Genomic DNA, 19215 nt, shown 5'->3' with positions numbered 1-19215 from the left:
GATAATTATTTTTTCTGAAATAGCTTATACTTTAAGTAAACACCATAATAATAAATAGATTTACATTGAGCGCCTTGTTTCATCAGATATTTAGCATAGTTTCTAATTGATGAACTGTTTCCACTCAAAGGTAACGTTTCATTTTTCCATGGAGATAGCTGAAAATAATGGTCAAATATTTTTGATTGATAAACTTTAAACCAAGGTTTATTTTGTGATATGTAATGTAAAATTACTGTATATGGTCTAATATCTTTTTCTTGATGAGCATCAATTGAAATTTTTATTTTAGTATTAAATTTTACGGGCAACAAAAGAGTTCTGTTTTCTAATAAAATGTTTAAAACGTCTTGATCTGCAAATTTATATACATTTCCATCATTAATGAGTTCTAATGCTTTCTTTGTAATATTTTCTTCACACCATTTTTTAGTATTTATTAAAAGAACACCTGCATTAAAATATTTAGTTGAATCGATTTGGTACATTTTACTAATTGTTTGTTGCATATCTTTGGTGTCAGTTATTACACCTGCAATATAATTTTCAATATTGTATTGAGATAATTTTGCTAATGATTGCAAACATATTACATCACTATCAAGATAAATTAATCTATTAGTTTTTGATTCAAGTATTTCAGGCATAATAAAACGAATACAAGTAGATATAGTAGTAATATGTAAAACTAAAGTTTTGGGATTTATTTTAAAGTTATTATTCAAATAATAAAGTGTAATTGAAATATTGTTTCTTCTTAACTCTTTAAATTTTTGAATATTTTCTTCAGAAACCTTATCAATAAATAAATGGAAATTTAAATTATAATTTGGCGTGTTTTCGATAACTGATAACATCGCGACACCAGCTGGCATTGCATAATTATTATCAAAACCTAAAGCAATATCAAGTGTCTGAAATTGAGGATTGTATTCATTAAAAAGAGGTTTTATTTGATCGATAAAGTTATGAGTATTAACCATGTAAAGTAATTAAATTTTAAAAATTTAACTAATTATATATTCAATTTTTATTAAAATATAGCTCAGAAATTTAATAAATTTACACATGGATATATTTTATTTAAAATGAAGAAAAGAAACTATAAAAAATAAATGAATGGAATGGGTATTACAAATAAATATATTAGTGAATTAGAAATTTTCACACAATCAGATAAACAAAATTCAGATATGATGCACATAGCATTAGCATTTGATGATGGCTATGCGCTGCCAGCAGGTGTCACGATTTCCTCTGTTATTTATAATAACCCCAATGCTCATATATGTTTTCATTTATTTGTTGACAAAATATCTTCCGTCAACCTAGAAAAGTTTAAACAATTAGTAAATTCAACCATCACTATAAAAATATATTATTTAAATAATAATTTTCAGATTAATTCAGAGACCTTAGTACAAGGTTATTTATCAGCAATGTCGTGTGCTAGATTTATTATTGCTGATATATTAAAAGATGAAACAGAAAAATTTCTATATATCGATAGTGATATTTTATGTTTAAAACCAATTAATGCTTTATATAATATTGAATTAAATGATTACGTCGCAGGTGTTATACCTGATGATAGTGTAATGAAAAATATTATTAAGGATTTATATAACATCAATTCTGAAAATTATTTTAATTCTGGTGTTTTGCTCATTAATACAACACAATGGTTTGTTAATAATATGACAGAACAATGTATGAAAACGATAAATGATGGTAATGTTTATCGCTTTGGAGATCAGGATGTTCTAAATATTTTATTAGAAAATAAAACTATCCTTTTACCTATTAAATATAATACTAAAATTCATATCACTATCCCTTGCAATGAAGAGAAAGAAATTGCGCCATATACTGTTTTGTTACATTATGTGACAGGATATAAGCCATGGTATCAAACGTTTAATTCCCAATTATTTAAAAAATATTATCAGCTATCACCTTGGAAAAATGTAGAACGCCCATTAGCCTTAAAAAAATCTTGGTTACGGAATTATGCAAAGTACTGCTTTAAACAAAAAAAATTTATTTCGGCTATGCAATTCTATTATTTCTACTTACTAAGAAAAATAAACTAATTACTTCTTAAATAGTTTTAGTTTTAAATAATGGAAATAATATTTAGCACTTTCTATAAATTTTTTATTTTTTAAGTAAGATTTAGAATAAATCCGATAATCATTTACTCGCATTTTCGATTTATAACTTTTTAAACTGCTGTTACTCCAAGGTGTAAAGTGCTTATAAAAGCAATAAAGATTTTGGGCAATACCGGTATGCTCTTGGTACCAAATTTTTCTTGCACCCGTAAAATGCACAAAATAAGGTAATGATTGTTTATTATGGAAAAAAGATTCTTTTTCTTGGTCATTCATCCAAGTAAATAAATAATTCCATTTTACATCAATATAAGTAACTTGATTTTGTAAGACAATGTTCAGAGCATCTTGATCAGGATATGATAAATTATAATTTTGAGGCGATAATAATATTTGATTAGCTTTATTTTCAGTATCAAACTTTTTCCAATTCTCGGTATTTATGTATAAAAAACCAGAATTAAAATATTTTTCAGATGCTAAATTTAAACGTTTTTTATTTTGTAACATATTATCTGCATCTAAAGAATCGGATGTAACAGCACACACTACGGAGCCTATATTAATATTCAAAATTGAAGAAATATCGCCAAAGCATAAAATATCCGCATCTAAATAAATGAATTTATCAACATAATCAGGCAATAATCGTGGTACAGATAAGCGAATATACATCGAACGATTGATATGTTTTATTTTGTTGTTCTGGATGTCCGAGTATTTATTCAACTCATCAATAGGAATTGAATAAAGAGTAATTGAACTGCTGATTTCCTGTAATTTGTTTTTCTCTTTTTCTGATACATCATATAGAAAAACATGAAAATGAATATTATGGTGTTTATTATTAAGTATAATTGAAGTTATAGATACACCTACATGTTCAAAATAATTTGAATCAGTACAATATACAATATTAATAATACTATTATTCATTTCAAATACTCACTAATACAATTTTTTTAATATATCATAGCTATTTATTCATTACAAAATAGTTATATAAATATGAAATTGATAGTTAATTTTTTTATCATAATTGGTTATGCTACAATAAATCAAACTTTAAATTCTCGGTATTACTAGAACATGTTAGCAGAAAATCTTTTTATCAGTAAAACTACAACATTATTTAATAATGCTCTAGCATCTTTAGAAACTTTACACATAGCATTCTGTTTTGATGATAATTATGCAATGCCTGCCGGTATTGCAATGTCATCTGTGATAGTAAATAATCCAGATAAAAATCTAGTTTTCCATTTGTTTGCCAATAATGTATCAAATGAAAAAATCGAGCGATTCAATCAGTTAAATAAAGAAAATACTTCAATAATTTGTTATGAAATTAGTAATGAATTTTCGATAAATCCTGATACTTTAGTTTTACATGTTTCTGCTTCAACGTGTCTAAGATTCGTTGTTCCGCAAATCTTAAATAAAGTGACTTCTCGTGTTTTATATCTTGATTGTGATGTACTATGTACCAATAATCTTGATGAACTTGTTTCCACTGATTTAACAAATAAGTTTTCAGCCGTTGTACCTGATATCGGTAAAACACAAGAAAAGCAATGTGCGGCTTGCGATATTCCTTATGGAGAATATTTTAATGCAGGTATGATTTATATCAATACGGATATGTGGGTTGAACATAACCTAACTGAAAAAGCATTTAACATGATTAACAGCGGTAAAGTCTATAAATTTGCTGATCAAGATGTATTGAATATTTTAATGCAAGGTAAAACGGTATTTTTACCAAAACGTTTTAACACTATTACTTCGCTTACCGTTGGCGGTAATGAAGATAATCTCATTGAAGCCAATACAGCTATCATCCATTATGTAACAGGTAATAAACCTTGGTATCAACTCTATATTACACCACTTTATCAACATTATATAGCTACTTCGCCATGGGCTAATCAAAAATTATCATTGGCTAATGAAAATGCACCTTCAACCACAAGACGTTATGCAAAATTGTTAGCGAGTAAACATCAATATTTTAAAGCTTTTAAATATTACATTTTATATTTAAAACATAAAGCATTTAAAAAATAATTTATTCTAATAAATAGAAAAATGGTTTTAGTTGTATGGAAAATGATATGAACTATAGTGATAAATTTATAAAAAATACATTAGTTTTGAATAAAAAAGCACAGATAAATGAAGGCTATCATATTGCTTATTGTTTCGATGATAATTATGCAATGCCAGCTGGTTTATCTTTAACGTCAGTTATTGAAAATAACCCAAATATTGAGATTAATTTTCATTTATTTACTAATAATCTTTCGAAAAAAAATTTATCTAATTTTGAAACAATAGCCAAACAACTTGATTGCTCCATAACTTGTTACGAAATAGATAATAATTTTTCAGTAAATTCTGACACATTAGTTTTAGGAATATCAATTGCAACATGTTTGAGATTTATTGTTCCTGAAGTTTTACAAAAAATAACAAGCAGAGTTTTATATTTAGATTGTGATACCTTATGTGTTGGTAGCTTGGATGAGCTTTTCAATATTGATTTAAATAATAAAATAGCAGCGGTAGTACCTGATGCGGAGTATATGCAAAATGGCCAAGGTAAAAAGTATGGTATTCCTAATGGTGAATATTTTAATGCTGGCGTAATTTATTTTAATACATCATTGTGGAATGAAAATAAATTAACAGAAAAAACTTTTGAACTTATTAATGATGGAAATGTATATACATTTGCTGATCAAGATGTTTTAAACATTGTTATGAAAGAAAATACATTACTACTGCCTTCTGATTTTAATAATCTAACGGCTTTGACTGTAAATGGTAATGAGGATGCAAAAGTTGATAAAACGACTAAAATAATACACTATATAACTAAAAATAAACCTTGGCATCAACCTTATCGAACTGATTTTTTTGATCATTATTTTGCTAATTCACCTTGGAAAGGTATGTTATTACCTTTGTATAATGATAACAAAACCTCTTCAATTCGAGCTTATTCAAAGCTAATGTTTAAGCAGAAAAAATATTTATCAGGAATAAAGCACTATATGATTTATTTAAAAACTAAATTAAAAAAATTATAGTGGTTGAATAATCCTAATTTTTTGAGCTTATTTGGTTTATTGATTTGAAAAATTAATCTATTTCTAACTAAGCTTTTTCTTTACCATGAATATTCTAGTATATATTTTTGCTTTCGTTATTGTTATAGTATAGATAGTTATTATGATAGTTAATTGTTCAATCACATGACAATAATTTCATCTCAAATATATAATTATTTTATTTTTTCAAACATTAACTTATTTCTTAAATAAATTTTCCAGTGTTAAATACAAATTGGGCTTATCTATTAATTTGGTGCATTTTAAGTGATTGATGATTTTGCAGAAAATGGTTTGCTTGCGACGGCTATAGATGGTTTTATTGCAAGAGAGCCACAAAGACGTATGGCAAATAAAGTCACTGAAGCAATCAATGCGCAACATTCTCTGGTGGTGGAAGCGGGAACCGGAACAGGCAAAACATTTGCTTATTTAGTGCCAGCCTTGCGTAGTGATAAAAAAGTAATTCTTTCAACGGGGTCGAAAAATTTACAAGAGCAACTCTTTAGTAAAGATCTACCTATAATAAAAAAAGCCCTTAATTACACAGGTAAAATATCACTCCTTAAGGGGCGAGCTAATTATCTTTGTCTAGAGCGGTTGTATCATCAATATGCAGGCGCAGGCGATCTTGATAAAGATTTACGCATCGATCTTGTTCGAGTTAAAAATTGGTCAATTAAAACTAAAGATGGTGATATTAGTAAATGTACAACTGTAACTGAAGACAATCCTGTTTGGTCAATTTTAACCAGTACTAACGATAATTGTTTAGGGAGTGACTGCGAACATTATAATGATTGCTATGTTGTCAAAGCGCGTAAGCGAGCATTAAACGCAGATGTTGTCGTGGTGAATCATCATCTATTTTTAGCTGATGTAGTAGTAAAAGATACGGGGTTTGGGGAACTTATCCCTAAAGCGGATGTTATGATTTTTGATGAAGCACATCAGCTACCCGATCTAGCTTGTCACTACTTTGGGCAACAGTTAACTAGCCGGCAACTGTTCGATCTGGCTAAGGAAATAAATCTTACATATCGCACTGAAGTGAAAGATATGGCACAGTTACAGCAGTGTGCGGATAAACTTCAAAAATGCACACAAGATCTACGATTAGTCATCAACCAACATTCGCCAAAAGGAAACTTACGCTATTTATTCAATCAAGAAGCAGTAAAAAATGAGTTATCTTATTTGGTTGATGCTTTAAATTTTTGTCATGAAGTTTTATTACTAGCTGTGGGACGGTCGTCAACTTTAGATAATTGTTTTGAAAGAATAAAGCAATATCATGCTCTTTTGAGTCGATTACAGCAGACAAATATAACAGGCTTTAGTTATTGGTATGAATGCACTAATAACTATTTTATTTTTGCTTTGACTCCATTATCGGTGGCAGACAAATTCACTCAATTAATTGCTGAACGTGATGGAAGTTGGATTTTTACTTCTGCAACACTATCGGTTGATAATCGATTGGACTATTTTACCAAACGTTTAGGCTTAGATAATGCAGAGTCGCTCATTCTAGAAAGTCCATTTGATTATGCAAATCAAACTATTATGTGTGTTCCACGCTATATTCCTTCACCAAATGAACAAGGGAATGCACAGAAATTAATCGATATTCTTTTGCCTGTTATTGAAGCTAATCAAGGGCGTTGTTTCTTTTTATGCACTTCCTATGCAATGATGAATGCACTAGCCAAACAATTTCGAGAATTAACCACTTTGCCGGTATTGGTTCAGGGCGAAATCAGTAAAGTTAAATTGTTGGAGCAATTTATCCATAAAGGTAATGCACTACTGATTGCAACCAGTAGCTTTTGGGAGGGTATTGATGTTAGGGGAGACACCCTCTCATGTGTTATCATAGATAAATTACCTTTTACTTCGCCAGATGATCCTCTAATTAAAGCCCGTATGGAAGATTGTCAAATGCAAGGGGGCGATGCATTTAATGAAGTTCAATTACCTGAAGCTGTAATTACATTAAAACAAGGTGTTGGGCGATTAATACGCCACCATAACGATCGAGGTGCAATTATCATTTGTGATAATCGATTAGTGATGCGAGCTTATGGTGCAACATTTATTAATAGCTTGCCACCTTCGCCAAGAACACGTGATATAAATAAGGTGATAAATTTTTTATTAGCTAAAAGTTAATTACAAAAATAAATTATTTTGGGAAAAAAATGAGTACTATTTTAGCCATTGATACCGCTACAGAAGCTTGCTCTGTTGCATTACTCTATTGTAATGAAATCACATTCGATTTTAAAATTTCTGCCCGTGATCACACTAAGCAGATCTTACCTATGATTGACAATCTTTTAAAACAATCGGATTGTTCACTTTCTCAGGTAGATGCTGTAGCCTTTGGGGCAGGTCCTGGTAGTTTTACTGGTGTTAGAATTGGTATAGGTGTAGCGCAAGGATTAGCACTCGGTATTGATAAACCAATGATAGGGGTTTCAACCTTAATGACATTAGCTCAGGGGGTGTATCGTACCAGACAGATAACAAATGTTATTCCTGCGATAGATGCCAGAATGAATGAAGTCTATCTAGGTCAATATCAATACATTGATGACCATTGGCAAGCAATTATTCCAGAGTGTGTCATTGCGCCAGAAAAAGTAATAGATAAAGTTCAACATATTTATAATGATAGTTATAGTGCTGGTACTGGATGGCAAACTTATCCAGATATGCTGGAAAATATTCACACAAGCGATATTTTATTACCACATGCTCAGGATTTAATTGTCATAGCCGATAAGAAGTGGCAAAAAGATGAATGGGTTAGTGTTGAAAATGCTGAGCCAACCTATTTGCGTAATGAAGTTACATGGCAAAAACTGCCTGGCCGTTAAAAACAAAAAGCCACCTAATGGTGGCTAAATGAATATCAAAAAACTATGTTCGCTTACTCGCTAAATAGTCCCAAATGCTCTTTAGCATAAGCTTCAAAATCAGTGCAACCACCAATTGGCTTTTCATCAATAAAAATTTGAGGAACTGTTTCTACTGGTTTGCCAACACTTTTAGAAAGATCTTCTTTAGTAATGCCTTCAGCATTAATATCGATATAACGATAAGAAAAATCATCACGTTCTTTAGACAGTTTTTCAGCTAACTCTTTAGCTCGAACACAATATGGACAACCTTGACGACCAAAAATTACAGTATACATTTTTCACCTCTGATAAATTATTTTTTGAATATATAAATACTATACTTTACTTTTTGAGAAAAAAAAGCAGTTAAATATAGTTGTTTTAATAGATTATATCTATTGATACTATGAGTTCATTATAAAGATCGTCTGTAAAAGAGATAACTTTAATATGTTTCTTTTATTCGTAGTATTTATTGGGTTAATTTATTATAACATTCAGGAACCTGAAATTTTTCATATCCTGTTATTAGACTTTTATAAAAATGAAATAGTACATAACCTATTAGTTAAAAATAATTATTGAAACGGAACAACTAAAATAAAACTAATGAGTGGAGTTGAATCTTCAAAAAATTTTTAATTGTTGTAAAAAAGTTTCAGGTTAACTATACGTTTCAGTATAAATTAGATATATATGCTTGGCAACTTCATTCATCAACTGTATTGGGTTGGTCTGGTAAGAGAGATTGCAACGCACACGCTATGACGATCTAAAAAATATCTTTAAAAATGGTTAAATAAAAAATGCTTTAGATAAGTAATTTAAGCAACCTTGATAAGAATAGATGAATAATATCTTTTATTAATAAGTTTATTGTTACTTATACTTAAAAAACGCTCTAATAAATTCCAGATAAACTGGAATGACATAATAAAGATTTTTTATTATATTAATTGAGAATCAACCGCTATAATTTATTCTAATAAAAAAACTGGATATATATATGTTAAAGAAATTATTATTGATGGTAATCATTTTTCCTGCCACATTATTTGCCGCTCAAAAAGAGTGTCCAGTTAAACCAAGCTATAACATCGTAATAAACAAAGAAAGTGTTCATATTTTCAATAAAAAAAATGATTTAATGATCAAATCTAACGGAAAAGTTGTATTTAATGAAAAAACCGTTTTACTGCAACCTCCACTCGAAAAACAAACCCAAAAATTCCAGACAGATTTGCGACAGCAATTACCAAAATTAGAACAAGAAGCATTAAGCCTTTTATCAGAAGTTAAAATAACATTTGAAAATGCGATAAAAAATAAATTAGGTAACGATAATGAACTGCATCGTGAATTAAATAAATTATATAAAAGATTAGTGAAATTACTCCATAAATCTATAACATCAGAAAGTGGTAATACTCAATTTTATTACCAAAATTTTAATAATTTAAAAAAAGATGGTGAGGATATAGGTACGCATATTTTTTATAATGTAGTAGGGGGTAGCATTATAAATTTTGATTTTTTTAAAAATTATGGCGCAATAAAACAGATCTCGAAAAATGAATGGAAAGCTCAGAAGCCTAAACTAAAAGCTTTTGATGCTCATATTTGTTCCGTTATCACTGATATTGATGGTCAATATCAACAAATATTAACTCAACTTAACCAATCAACTTATAAGTGAATAGACATTAATAAAAACTTTTGCGAAAATATCCCACTATTATCAATCCAGTTGAAGATACACAAGTTTATGACAGCCAATATTATTGATGGAAAATTTTTAGCGAAGCAAATCAGAGATGATATTGCTAATAAGGTAAAACAACGAATTGAAAAAGGGTTATCTGTTCCAGGGCTTGCTGTAGTGCAGGTGGGATCAGACCCAGCTTCAAAAATTTATGTTAGAAATAAGCAAAAGGCCTGTGATGATGTCGGATTTGCTTCTTTTTCTTATGATTTTCCCACTTCCACAACAGAAGAGTTATTAACTCTTATTGATAAACTTAATCAACGTGATGATGTCCATGGTATTTTAGTTCAGCTTCCTTTACCAGATAATATTGATAAAACTAAAGTCCTTGAACGTATACATCCTAGTAAAGATGTTGATGGTTTTCATCCCTATAATATTGGTCATTTACTACAACGAGATCCGCTTTTACGTCCATGTACCCCTTATGGTGTGGTTAAAATGTTAGAATCAACGGGTATTAATTTAGCTGGATTAAATGCCACCGTTGTGGGAGCTTCAAGTATTGTTGGTCGCCCTATGGCACTTGAGCTTTTATTACTAGGTTGCACAACTACGATTACTCATAGTCGTACCGTGGATTTAGCTAAACATGTCAGCAATGCAGATATTGTTGTTGCAGGTGTTGGTATTGCCAATTATGTTAAAGGTGAATGGATCAAACCAGGAGCAATTGTGATTGATGTCGGTATCAATCGATTACCCGACGGTAAACTCGCTGGGGATGTTGAATTTGAAACCGCCGTTGAACGTGCGGGTTGGATAACTCCAGTTCCTGGTGGTGTTGGTCCAATGACTGTTGCAATGTTAATGAGTAACACGCTTGAAGCATGTGAAAAATTTGGCAAATAAATAGAGAATCATTCTTTTAGTTTTTGATTTGTAAATGTAAGTTAAAAAATGAAAATAATAAGGAACATTTTATGATTATATTTCACACTTCTTTAGGTGATATAAAAATTGATACTTTTGACGATAAAGCGCCAGAAACAGTTAAAAATTTTGTTGAATATTGCCAAGAAGGTTTCTACAACAATACTATCTTCCACCGAGTCATTAATAATTTTATGATTCAAGGCGGTGGTTTTGAACCTGGTATGAAGCAGAAAAAAACCAAGTCTCCGATCAAAAACGAAGCGGATAATGGCTTGAAAAATAATCGTGGCACTTTAGCTATGGCTCGCACATCCGATCCTCATTCTGCTACTGCGCAATTTTTTATTAATGTCGTTGATAATGATTATTTAAATTATCGTTCATCAGACATTAATGGTTATGGCTATTGTGTTTTTGCGCAAGTGGTTGATGGTATGGACGTGGTTGATAAAATTAAAGGAGTAAAAACAGGGCGCAGTGGTATGCATTCTGATGTGCCTGTTGAAGATGTAATCATTAAGAGTGTAACGGTTGAATAATCCAATTCGTTATTTTATTGCAGATATTCATCTAACGGATAATGAGCCTGCTTCGGGTTATTTTGATATAACCGCAGGCTTTTTATCTTTCTTAGAGAGCCTACCTGATTGCTGTGAACTCTATATTCTTGGTGATTTATTTGACTACTGGATAGGTGATGATGTTGATTCAAAGTTACATCAACAAATTTCACTTGCATTGCGATCACTAACAAAACGGCAAATTAAAACCTATTTTATTCATGGTAATCGTGATTTCCTATTAGGCGAAAGATATGCTAAATCATGTAATATGACGATTTTAGCGGATATTAACTGTTTACCTAATGCATATAGTAATATCCTCTTTTTACATGGTGACTTATTATGCACGGATGATCCACAGTATCAAAAATTTCGTAAGATCATGCATAAAAAATGGTTACAAAAACTTTTCTTGAAACTTCCGCTGTTTATTCGTTTAAAGATTGCAGGCAAATTGCGACAAAAGAGCAGTTTACACAATCAAATTAAATCAGAAAGTATTATGGATGTGAATCAACAAGCTGTTGAAAAGATGATGAGTAAATATAATGCCAATATTATGGTACATGGTCATACACATAAGCCAGCGACACATGAATTTTTAATTGATGGTAAACCTGCTAGTCGATTGGTGTTAGGCGCTTGGCATGATGGCGTATCTTACATTAAACAAGACAGTAATTGTGATACATTGCAGCTTTATAACCACTCTTTTAAATAATCACTTTGTAAAATGTTTTGAGTTTTCCCATGAGACAGTAATTTTCCCTGTTCTAAAATAACTACATAGTTCGCTATACGTTTAACTTCATTAATGTTATGAGTGACATAAATGATCGGCACTTTTAACTCGTTAACTAATATATCAATATAGCTTAATAACTCTTTTTTTCTTGGCATATCTAATGCCGATAATGGCTCATCCATTAATAATAATTGGGGATTGGTTAATAACGCCCGACCAATTGCTACTCGTTGTTTTTCACCACCAGACAACATCGTCGGGTAGCGTTTTAATAAGTGGTTAATGTTGAGTACTTCAATAATTTCATCGAATTTTTGTTGATTAATCTTCTTTGCGCCATAAGTAAGATTCTTTAATACTTTCAAGTGAGGGAAAAGTAAAGCATCTTGAAAAACGGTACCAATATTCCTTTGTTCAGGGGGAACAAAAATATTTTGTTGAGTCGAAACCAACGTCACATCATTAAGTAAAATTTTACCCTTATCAGGTTTAATCAAACCATTTATTAAGTTTATTAATGTTGATTTGCCCGCACCTGAAACACCTAAAATAGCTGTCACACCTTGACAGGGAATGGTTTGCTTAAATTCAAAGGAAAAAGTGGTCAATTGTTTAATAATATCTATATTTATCATCATTTATTGTCCCAATAATTTCCTTTTATGCCAGCGGTTTAACATTTCTGATAAAAATAGCGCAACCAACGATAGCGCAATTGAAATAATGCATAGCCTTAAAGCGGCATTTTCTCCATTAGGCATTTGCAATAATGTATACATTGCTAGGGGAAGGGTTCTCGTTTCACCTTGAATATTCGATACAAATGTAATAGTAGCACCAAATTCGCCAAGACAACGTGCGAAACCTAGCACTGTGCCCATTAAAATACCAGGAAAAGCTAAAGGTAGTGTGATTGTCATAAATACTCGTAAACGATTTGCACCTAATGTGCGTGCGACATTTTCTAAACGTGAATCAATTGATTCTATCGCTAAACGAATTGAGCGAACCAATAATGGAAATGCCACCACAGCAGAAGCTAAAGCAGCACCTTGCCAGTTAAAACTAAAGCTAATATCTAAATAGTGATTTAACCAACTGCCGATGATACCGTTGCGTCCCATCGTTAATAGTAATAAATAACCAAGTACTACCGGCGGTAAAACTAAAGGCAAATGTATAATGCTATCAAAAAGCGATTTCCCATAAAATTGACATCTAGCTAAAATCCAAGCGGTCAAAATACCAATAGGCAAACTAAATAGAATTGCTACTCCAGCTATTTTTAGACTAAGTAGCAATGTTTGCCATTCAAATACGGTCAATATCATAATAATTCGTTACTATTTAGTTACAAATCCGTATTTTTCAAAAATCGTTTTAGCTTGTGGTGATTTTAAATATTGGTAAAAATCGTTTGCTTCAGGTTTTAATAAAGTAACGGGATATTCAATAGATGTAAAAGTTTCAGCAGGAAAGATACCAACAATTTTTACTTTATCACTTACTTTTGCATCAGTACTATAAACAATACCCAGTGCTGCTTCATTGCGTTCAACCAACATCAATGCATCACGAACATTACTCGCAGGGGCAAATTGTGGTGCAAGTTTGTCAAATACACCTAAATGAGTTAATGACTCTTTAGCATAAAGCCCTGCTGGAACATGATCGGGATCACCTATTGCTATCCTTTCTCCTTTAGGAAGGATCTCATTCCAATTGGTATTCATGTGAATGTCAACTTTATTTAATTTTGATTGTGCCGGTGCAATCAAAACTAATGCATTTTTAAGTAAATCTTCTTTATCTTTAATTAATTTATTTTCAATAAGGTAGGTCATCCATTTTTGGTCGGCTGACATAAAAATATCGGCAGGAGCACCTTGTTGAATTTGCTTGGCTAAAACCGAAGATGAGGCAAATGAAAAAACGACTTCAACATTTTTATGATCTGATTTATATTCTGAAGCGATATCTTGCATCGCATTCGTTAATGACGCAGCTGCAAATACCGTAACTTTTTCAAGTGCCTGTGCTGTAAAAGTGAATATTAAAGTCGTTAAAGCAAAAATTAATATAGAGATTTTTTTCATTCTATTCCTCACTACCAAAGATAATTGATCGTAATTAGTTAATAATGTACGTTATGATTATTTTACTAATGCTCAATGTTTTTTATTTAGAAAATATGAGAACTGAATCATAGTGTAAAACATAGTAACATTTCGTTATATAAAATAAAACATATCGATGTAATCGAGCGTATTGATAATAAACAAATACATTAGCAAAAATCTAATTTTGTATCACTTAGGTAATAAGGTTGTTAGGATAGAATTTATCTAATTGATTTATCAATTTTCTTTGCCAAAGAAAGAATTATTTCTCACAAATTTTGTAGGAAGCAATAAAAGGGTCTACAATACCTAAATTGTTTTTTAATAGAGCTATTTTAAAGTTTATCAAGGTATACAAATGATCCTCTCGCCCGATATTTTGTTAACACTCAATTTGAACCAACAACTCTTTATTGATCCAAGGCGTATTGCTTTACTCAAAGCCATTGAAAAAACAGGTTCATTAAGCCAAGCTGCCAAACAAATAGGGTTGAGTTATAAAACGGCTTGGGATGCAATAAGTGAAATTAATAGGCTGACAACCAAACCTTTTTTAATTACCACAACTGGTGGTAAAAATGGTGGTGGTACTAAATTAAGTTCCTACGCAGTAAGATTTATTCAACTTTACGATCTTTTAACCCACTTACAACATAATGCTTTTAATATATTAAATGATGATAATGTACCGCTAGATGATATTTTAAAAGCTACCGCAAGATTATCATTACAAACCAGTGCTCGAAATCAATTGTATGGTAGTGTTAAACACATTGAAACAAACCATGTTGCCGGATATGTTACGGTTAAATTAAGCGATAACCAAACAGAATTAAAAGGTTACATCACTCAACAAAGTATTGAAAGATTAAAGCTAAGTGTGGATAAAACGGTACTTCTGCTAATCAAAGCCCCCTTAATTGAGTTAAATGATGCCAATGAAAATAGTTTATCAGTTAAGGTTGAAACCATAAAAACCGATGGTGAATGGACTGAAATTGAATTTACATTGCCATCGGGTATGAAACTTTATGCAAGTAAATTAACCCAAGAAGTCAAGCAGTATGATTTATACAAAGATAAACCGCTAACAATATCAATTCATCCTCAGCATATTATTGTTGCCACATTAGTTTAGTAAAACGAGGTCATTATGTTAACCATTGAAAATGCTCACTACAAGATTAGTGACTATAAAGTTTTCACCATTGAATCACTCACTATCAGTCCAGGACAAAGTATTGCTTTTGTTGGCCGTAATGGCAGTGGAAAGTCTGTACTAGCTAAAGCACTTGCGGGCGAACAAAAATTATTATCGGGTCGAGTGATTAATCAATTTGAATCCGTAGCCTATATTTCGTTTGAACAGTTACAAAAGTTAATTGAAGAGGAATGGCAACGCAATAATACCGATATGCTTAGTGAAGGTGAAAATGATACAGGATTAACCACTCAACAAATTATTCAAGAAAATAATAAAGACGAAAAACTTTGTCTCAAACTTGCAGAACAATTTGGAATAAGTCATCTGTTAAATCGGCGATTTAAATATCTTTCCACAGGTGAAACGCGTAAAACACTCATCTGTCGAATGTTAATGTTAAATCCTCAATTATTAATATTAGACGAACCGTTTGATGGTTTAGATATCTTATCGCGGGAAAATTTAGCAGAAAAACTGGGTCAATTAGCCAAACAAGGCATTTCAATAGTATTGGTTTTGAATAGATTTAATGAAATTCCAACCTTTATTGAAAATATTGGTCTTCTTGTAGATTGTCAGCTATTGAAATTTGGAACTAAAGCAACCATATTAAACGATGAAATAGTTAAGCAACTAGCAGATTTAGAAAACCTGCCCAATATGCCGTTACCCGAAGCAGACGAACCACCAATTCAATTAGCCGATCAATTAGAACGTGTAAGCTTAAATAATGTTTATATTCAATACGATGATAAATTTATCATTAATGGATTAACATGGCAGGTAAAAGCCAATGAGAATTGGCAAATTGTCGGGCCGAATGGTGCAGGAAAATCCACGCTATTGAGCTTAATAACAGGGGATCATCCACAAGGTTATTGTAATGATCTTACTTTATTTGGTCGCAGACGTGGTTCCGGAGAAACCATTTGGGATATTAAACGGCACATTGGTTATGTAAGCAGCAGTTTGCATCTCGATTATCGTGTAAGTTCCAGCGTTAAAGCTGTGTTAATTTCTGGATATTTTGATTCGATTGGGGTCTATCAGGCCGCTAGTGATAGGCAAGCGAAATTAGCTGATGAATGGTTACATTTACTGGGTCTGAAAGATCATGCTGATAAGCCTTTTCAATCATTATCATGGGGACAGCAAAGATTAATATTAATAGCAAGAGCGTTGGTTAAACATCCAACACTACTTATTTTAGATGAACCTTTACAAGGGTTAGATCATCTTAATCGAGAGTTAGTAAAATGTTGGATAGATCGCTTAATAGAGGAAGGGCACACACAACTGTTATTTGTATCTCATCATGTGGAAGATGCTCCAAAATGCATCACTCATCGATTAATATTTGTGCCTAACTTCGATCATAGCTATCAATATAAATTTGAAGTACTGAATTAGTTATTAGTTTTTAACTATTAAAATCGATTTAAAAAATAGGAATAACCTTAAAAAAAAAGGTGTTTTTATTAAGGATTTTTTGCTTGATCTTTGAAAAAAGTTTATAGCAATTATACTTAGAGAGTTATCCCCGTTGCCTGTGGATAACTCTGTGAGTAGTTTATTGAAAACAGCTCAGAAGCCAATAGCTATCAGGTTTTAAGTTGGTTTGGTCACATGTTAGTCATGATTTATATTATTGTTATTTATCAATGCGTTATATTAAATCAAGCTGTTGTTTTCGAACTAATCTGATAAGCGTTTTTGTTAACTGAACAAAAAATATAAGATTTTAAAAGGTCAAGCCTTTTTGGGGATAATTTTTATTAATAGGTAAAATATTAGGTTACGATGTAATGAAAAAATTTAAATTGTGTTCCGAATTCAAACCTGCTGGGGATCAACCAGAAGCAATAAAAAGGATTAATCAAAATCTTGATGATGGAATTGCACATCAAACATTATTAGGTGTAACTGGATCGGGTAAAACGTTCACTATGGCAAACGTTATTGCCCATCATAATCGCCCAACAATTATTCTTGCGCCAAACAAAACATTGGCAGCTCAATTATACGGTGAAATGAAAGCTTTTTTCCCTGAGAACGCTGTTGAGTATTTTGTTTCTTATTATGACTATTATCAGCCAGAGTCTTATGTGCCTTCAACTGATACATTTATTGAAAAAGATGCATCGATTAATGAACACATTGAACAAATGCGTTTGTCAGCAACCAAATCATTACTTGAACGTCGTGATGTCGTGATCGTTGCCTCCGTGTCCGCTATCTATGGATTAGGTGCGCCTGAGACCTATATGTCAATGATATTGCATTTAACTAAAGGTACGATAACCGATCAACGAGCAATCCTAACACGTCTTGCTGAACTACAATATACGCGTAATGAAATTGGTTTTAGCCGAGGTACGTTTCGGGTTCGTGGCGATGTGATCGATATTTTTCCTGCTGACTCAGATGAACTTGCTGTGCGCGTTGAACTGTTTGATGATGAAGTTGATCGGATTGTGATGTTCGACCCTTTAACGGGGAGTGCTGTGAATGAAGTATCACGTATTACCATCTATCCAAAAACTCACTACGTGACACCTAGAAATATTATGGACAATGCGATAGCACAAATTAAGCAGGAACTAAAAGAGCGTCAAAAGGTACTTCTTGATAATAATCGCCTTTTAGAAGAGCAACGATTAACGCAACGTACACTCTTTGATATTGAGATGATGACAGAACTTGGTTATTGTTCGGGGATAGAAAATTATTCGCGTTTTCTATCACAGCGTAATCCAGGTGATCCACCTGCAACGTTATTTGATTATTTACCAGCAGATGGGTTACTGTTTATTGACGAATCGCATGTGGCCATTCCACAGCTTGGAGCCATGTACAATGGTGACCGATCACGTAAACTGAATCTGGTTGAGTATGGATTTCGTTTACCATCGGCGTTAGATAATAGACCTTTAAAGTTTTCTGAATTCGAAAATATTATGCCACAAACGATATACGTATCGGCAACACCCGCGACCTATGAAATTGAAAAATCTGGGGGCGAAATCATTGAACAAGTCGTGAGACCAACAGGTTTATTGGATCCAATTATCGAAGTTAGACCTGTTGCAACACAAGTGGATGATCTCTTATCAGAAATTAAACTCCGAATTAATAATGATGAGCGAGTGTTAGTTACTACATTGACCAAACGAATGTCAGAAAACTTAACGGATTATTTATCAGAGCATAATGTGAATGTTAAATATCTACATTCAGATATCAATACCGTTGAACGAATGGAAATAATTCGTGACTTACGTCTTGGTAAAGTCGATGTATTAGTGGGCATTAACTTATTGCGTGAAGGATTAGATATTCCTGAAGTCTCACTGGTTGCCATTTTAGATGCTGATCGGGAAGGCTTTTTGCGTTCTGAGAGTTCATTGATTCAAACCGTTGGTCGAGCAGCGCGTAATGTGAATGGGAAAGCAATTTTATATGCTGATAAGATTACCCCTGCAATGCAGAAAACGATTGACGAAACGGCTCGACGCCGTAAAAAGCAGCAGGATTTTAATACTAATCACGGTATAACACCAAAATCAGTACGCAAAGAAATTAAAGATATTTTGGACGCAGGATTGAGCACTAAAAAAGCAACAGCTAAAATACAGGCGTTTGAACCAAATAAACCGTATAATTATGTGTCGGTTAAAGACGTACAAGCAAGAGTTAAAGAGCTTGAAGCAATGATGTACGAAGCTGCGCAAAATCTGGAATTTGAAAAAGCGGGTGTATTACGTGACGAGATCAAAAAATTACGTGCAGATTTTATTAAAGTATCTTAG

The 19215-nt window shown here is 31.9% G+C and carries 18 protein-coding genes; 12 read left to right on the top strand and 6 right to left on the bottom strand.

Going from position 1 to position 19215, the window contains the following annotated elements:
- Positions 1-5: 5 nt before the first annotated feature.
- A complete protein-coding gene (locus tag H3S88_RS10105) occupies positions 6-983 on the bottom strand; it encodes a glycosyltransferase family 8 protein (protein WP_198228797.1) in 978 nt (325 codons plus the stop codon).
- Positions 984-1124: 141 nt separating this feature from the next.
- Here H3S88_RS10105 and H3S88_RS10100 point away from each other — a divergent pair, with 141 nt between their 5' ends.
- Positions 1125-2093 carry a glycosyltransferase family 8 protein gene (locus tag H3S88_RS10100; protein ID WP_198228798.1) on the top strand — a complete coding sequence of 323 codons (969 nt, stop codon included), beginning with the start codon at positions 1125-1127 and terminating at the stop codon, positions 2091-2093.
- Here H3S88_RS10100 and H3S88_RS10095 read toward each other — a convergent pair whose 3' ends face one another.
- Positions 2094-3050 (bottom strand): glycosyltransferase family 8 protein, encoded by a 957-nt coding sequence (locus tag H3S88_RS10095; RefSeq protein WP_198228799.1) that lies wholly within the window; start codon positions 3048-3050, stop codon positions 2094-2096.
- 153 nt (positions 3051-3203) lie between these two features.
- On the opposite strand from H3S88_RS10095, the gene H3S88_RS10090 reads away from it, so the two are divergent.
- The 4 genes from H3S88_RS10090 to tsaB all read left to right on the top strand — a co-directional run bounded on the left by H3S88_RS10090 (position 3204) and on the right by tsaB (position 8109).
- Positions 3204-4181, top strand: coding sequence for a glycosyltransferase family 8 protein (locus H3S88_RS10090; protein WP_198228800.1), 978 nt, complete (start codon positions 3204-3206; stop codon positions 4179-4181).
- A 47-nt stretch (positions 4182-4228) separates the two neighbouring features.
- Complete coding sequence (locus tag H3S88_RS10085) at positions 4229-5206, top strand: glycosyltransferase family 8 protein (protein WP_198228801.1); 978 nt, start codon at positions 4229-4231, stop codon at positions 5204-5206.
- Positions 5207-5494: 288 nt separating this feature from the next.
- The gene (locus tag H3S88_RS10080; RefSeq protein WP_198228802.1) at positions 5495-7399 is read left to right on the top strand and encodes an ATP-dependent DNA helicase; all 1905 of its coding nucleotides are present in this window, start codon (positions 5495-5497) and stop codon (positions 7397-7399) included.
- A gap of 29 nt (positions 7400-7428) precedes the next feature.
- A complete protein-coding gene (tsaB, locus tag H3S88_RS10075) occupies positions 7429-8109 on the top strand; it encodes a tRNA (adenosine(37)-N6)-threonylcarbamoyltransferase complex dimerization subunit type 1 TsaB (RefSeq protein ID WP_198228803.1) in 681 nt (226 codons plus the stop codon).
- Positions 8110-8162: 53 nt separating this feature from the next.
- Here tsaB and H3S88_RS10070 read toward each other — a convergent pair whose 3' ends face one another.
- Positions 8163-8429, bottom strand: a complete 267-nt coding sequence (locus H3S88_RS10070) for a GrxA family glutaredoxin (protein WP_025314989.1) — start codon at positions 8427-8429, stop codon at positions 8163-8165.
- Between the two features lie 710 nt (positions 8430-9139).
- On the opposite strand from H3S88_RS10070, the gene H3S88_RS10065 reads away from it, so the two are divergent.
- The 4 genes from H3S88_RS10065 to H3S88_RS10050 all read left to right on the top strand — a co-directional run bounded on the left by H3S88_RS10065 (position 9140) and on the right by H3S88_RS10050 (position 12058).
- Positions 9140-9829, top strand: a complete 690-nt coding sequence (locus tag H3S88_RS10065; RefSeq protein WP_198228804.1) for a DUF2884 family protein — start codon at positions 9140-9142, stop codon at positions 9827-9829.
- 69 nt (positions 9830-9898) lie between these two features.
- Complete coding sequence (gene folD, locus H3S88_RS10060; protein WP_144091677.1) at positions 9899-10750, top strand: bifunctional methylenetetrahydrofolate dehydrogenase/methenyltetrahydrofolate cyclohydrolase FolD; 852 nt, start codon at positions 9899-9901, stop codon at positions 10748-10750.
- 71 nt (positions 10751-10821) lie between these two features.
- The gene (gene ppiB / locus H3S88_RS10055; protein WP_198228805.1) at positions 10822-11313 is read left to right on the top strand and encodes a peptidylprolyl isomerase B; all 492 of its coding nucleotides are present in this window, start codon (positions 10822-10824) and stop codon (positions 11311-11313) included.
- Positions 11306-12058 carry a UDP-2,3-diacylglucosamine diphosphatase gene (locus H3S88_RS10050; protein ID WP_198228806.1) on the top strand — a complete coding sequence of 251 codons (753 nt, stop codon included), beginning with the start codon at positions 11306-11308 and terminating at the stop codon, positions 12056-12058. Before ppiB ends, H3S88_RS10050 begins: the two co-directional genes overlap by 8 nt.
- Here the strand turns inward: H3S88_RS10050 and modC are convergent.
- The 3 genes from modC to modA are packed head-to-tail and all read right to left on the bottom strand — an operon-like array spanning position 12037 to position 14190.
- Positions 12037-12720, bottom strand: a complete 684-nt coding sequence (gene modC, locus H3S88_RS10045) for a molybdenum ABC transporter ATP-binding protein (RefSeq protein WP_198228807.1) — start codon at positions 12718-12720, stop codon at positions 12037-12039. The two genes, H3S88_RS10050 and modC, sit on opposite strands and share 22 nt — an antisense overlap.
- Positions 12721-13413 carry a molybdate ABC transporter permease subunit gene (modB, locus tag H3S88_RS10040; RefSeq protein ID WP_198228808.1) on the bottom strand — a complete coding sequence of 231 codons (693 nt, stop codon included), beginning with the start codon at positions 13411-13413 and terminating at the stop codon, positions 12721-12723.
- A 12-nt stretch (positions 13414-13425) separates the two neighbouring features.
- Positions 13426-14190, bottom strand: a complete 765-nt coding sequence (gene modA / locus H3S88_RS10035; protein ID WP_370528605.1) for a molybdate ABC transporter substrate-binding protein — start codon at positions 14188-14190, stop codon at positions 13426-13428.
- A gap of 370 nt (positions 14191-14560) precedes the next feature.
- On the opposite strand from modA, the gene H3S88_RS10030 reads away from it, so the two are divergent.
- The 3 genes from H3S88_RS10030 to uvrB all read left to right on the top strand — a co-directional run bounded on the left by H3S88_RS10030 (position 14561) and on the right by uvrB (position 19215).
- Positions 14561-15340 carry a TOBE domain-containing protein gene (locus H3S88_RS10030; protein ID WP_198228810.1) on the top strand — a complete coding sequence of 260 codons (780 nt, stop codon included), beginning with the start codon at positions 14561-14563 and terminating at the stop codon, positions 15338-15340.
- 15 nt (positions 15341-15355) lie between these two features.
- Positions 15356-16816, top strand: coding sequence for a molybdate ABC transporter ATP-binding protein ModF (gene modF / locus H3S88_RS10025; RefSeq protein WP_144091682.1), 1461 nt, complete (start codon positions 15356-15358; stop codon positions 16814-16816).
- Positions 16817-17211: 395 nt separating this feature from the next.
- The gene (uvrB, locus tag H3S88_RS10020; RefSeq protein ID WP_198228811.1) at positions 17212-19215 is read left to right on the top strand and encodes an excinuclease ABC subunit UvrB; all 2004 of its coding nucleotides are present in this window, start codon (positions 17212-17214) and stop codon (positions 19213-19215) included.

It is taken from the genome of Gilliamella sp. B14448G11 (assembly GCF_016101765.1).
In the GTDB taxonomy this organism is placed as follows: Bacteria; Pseudomonadota; Gammaproteobacteria; order Enterobacterales; family Orbaceae; genus Gilliamella; species Gilliamella apicola_N.
The sequence above is the reverse complement of the archived record's forward strand: the minus strand, read 5'-3'. Positions and strand labels throughout refer to the sequence as shown.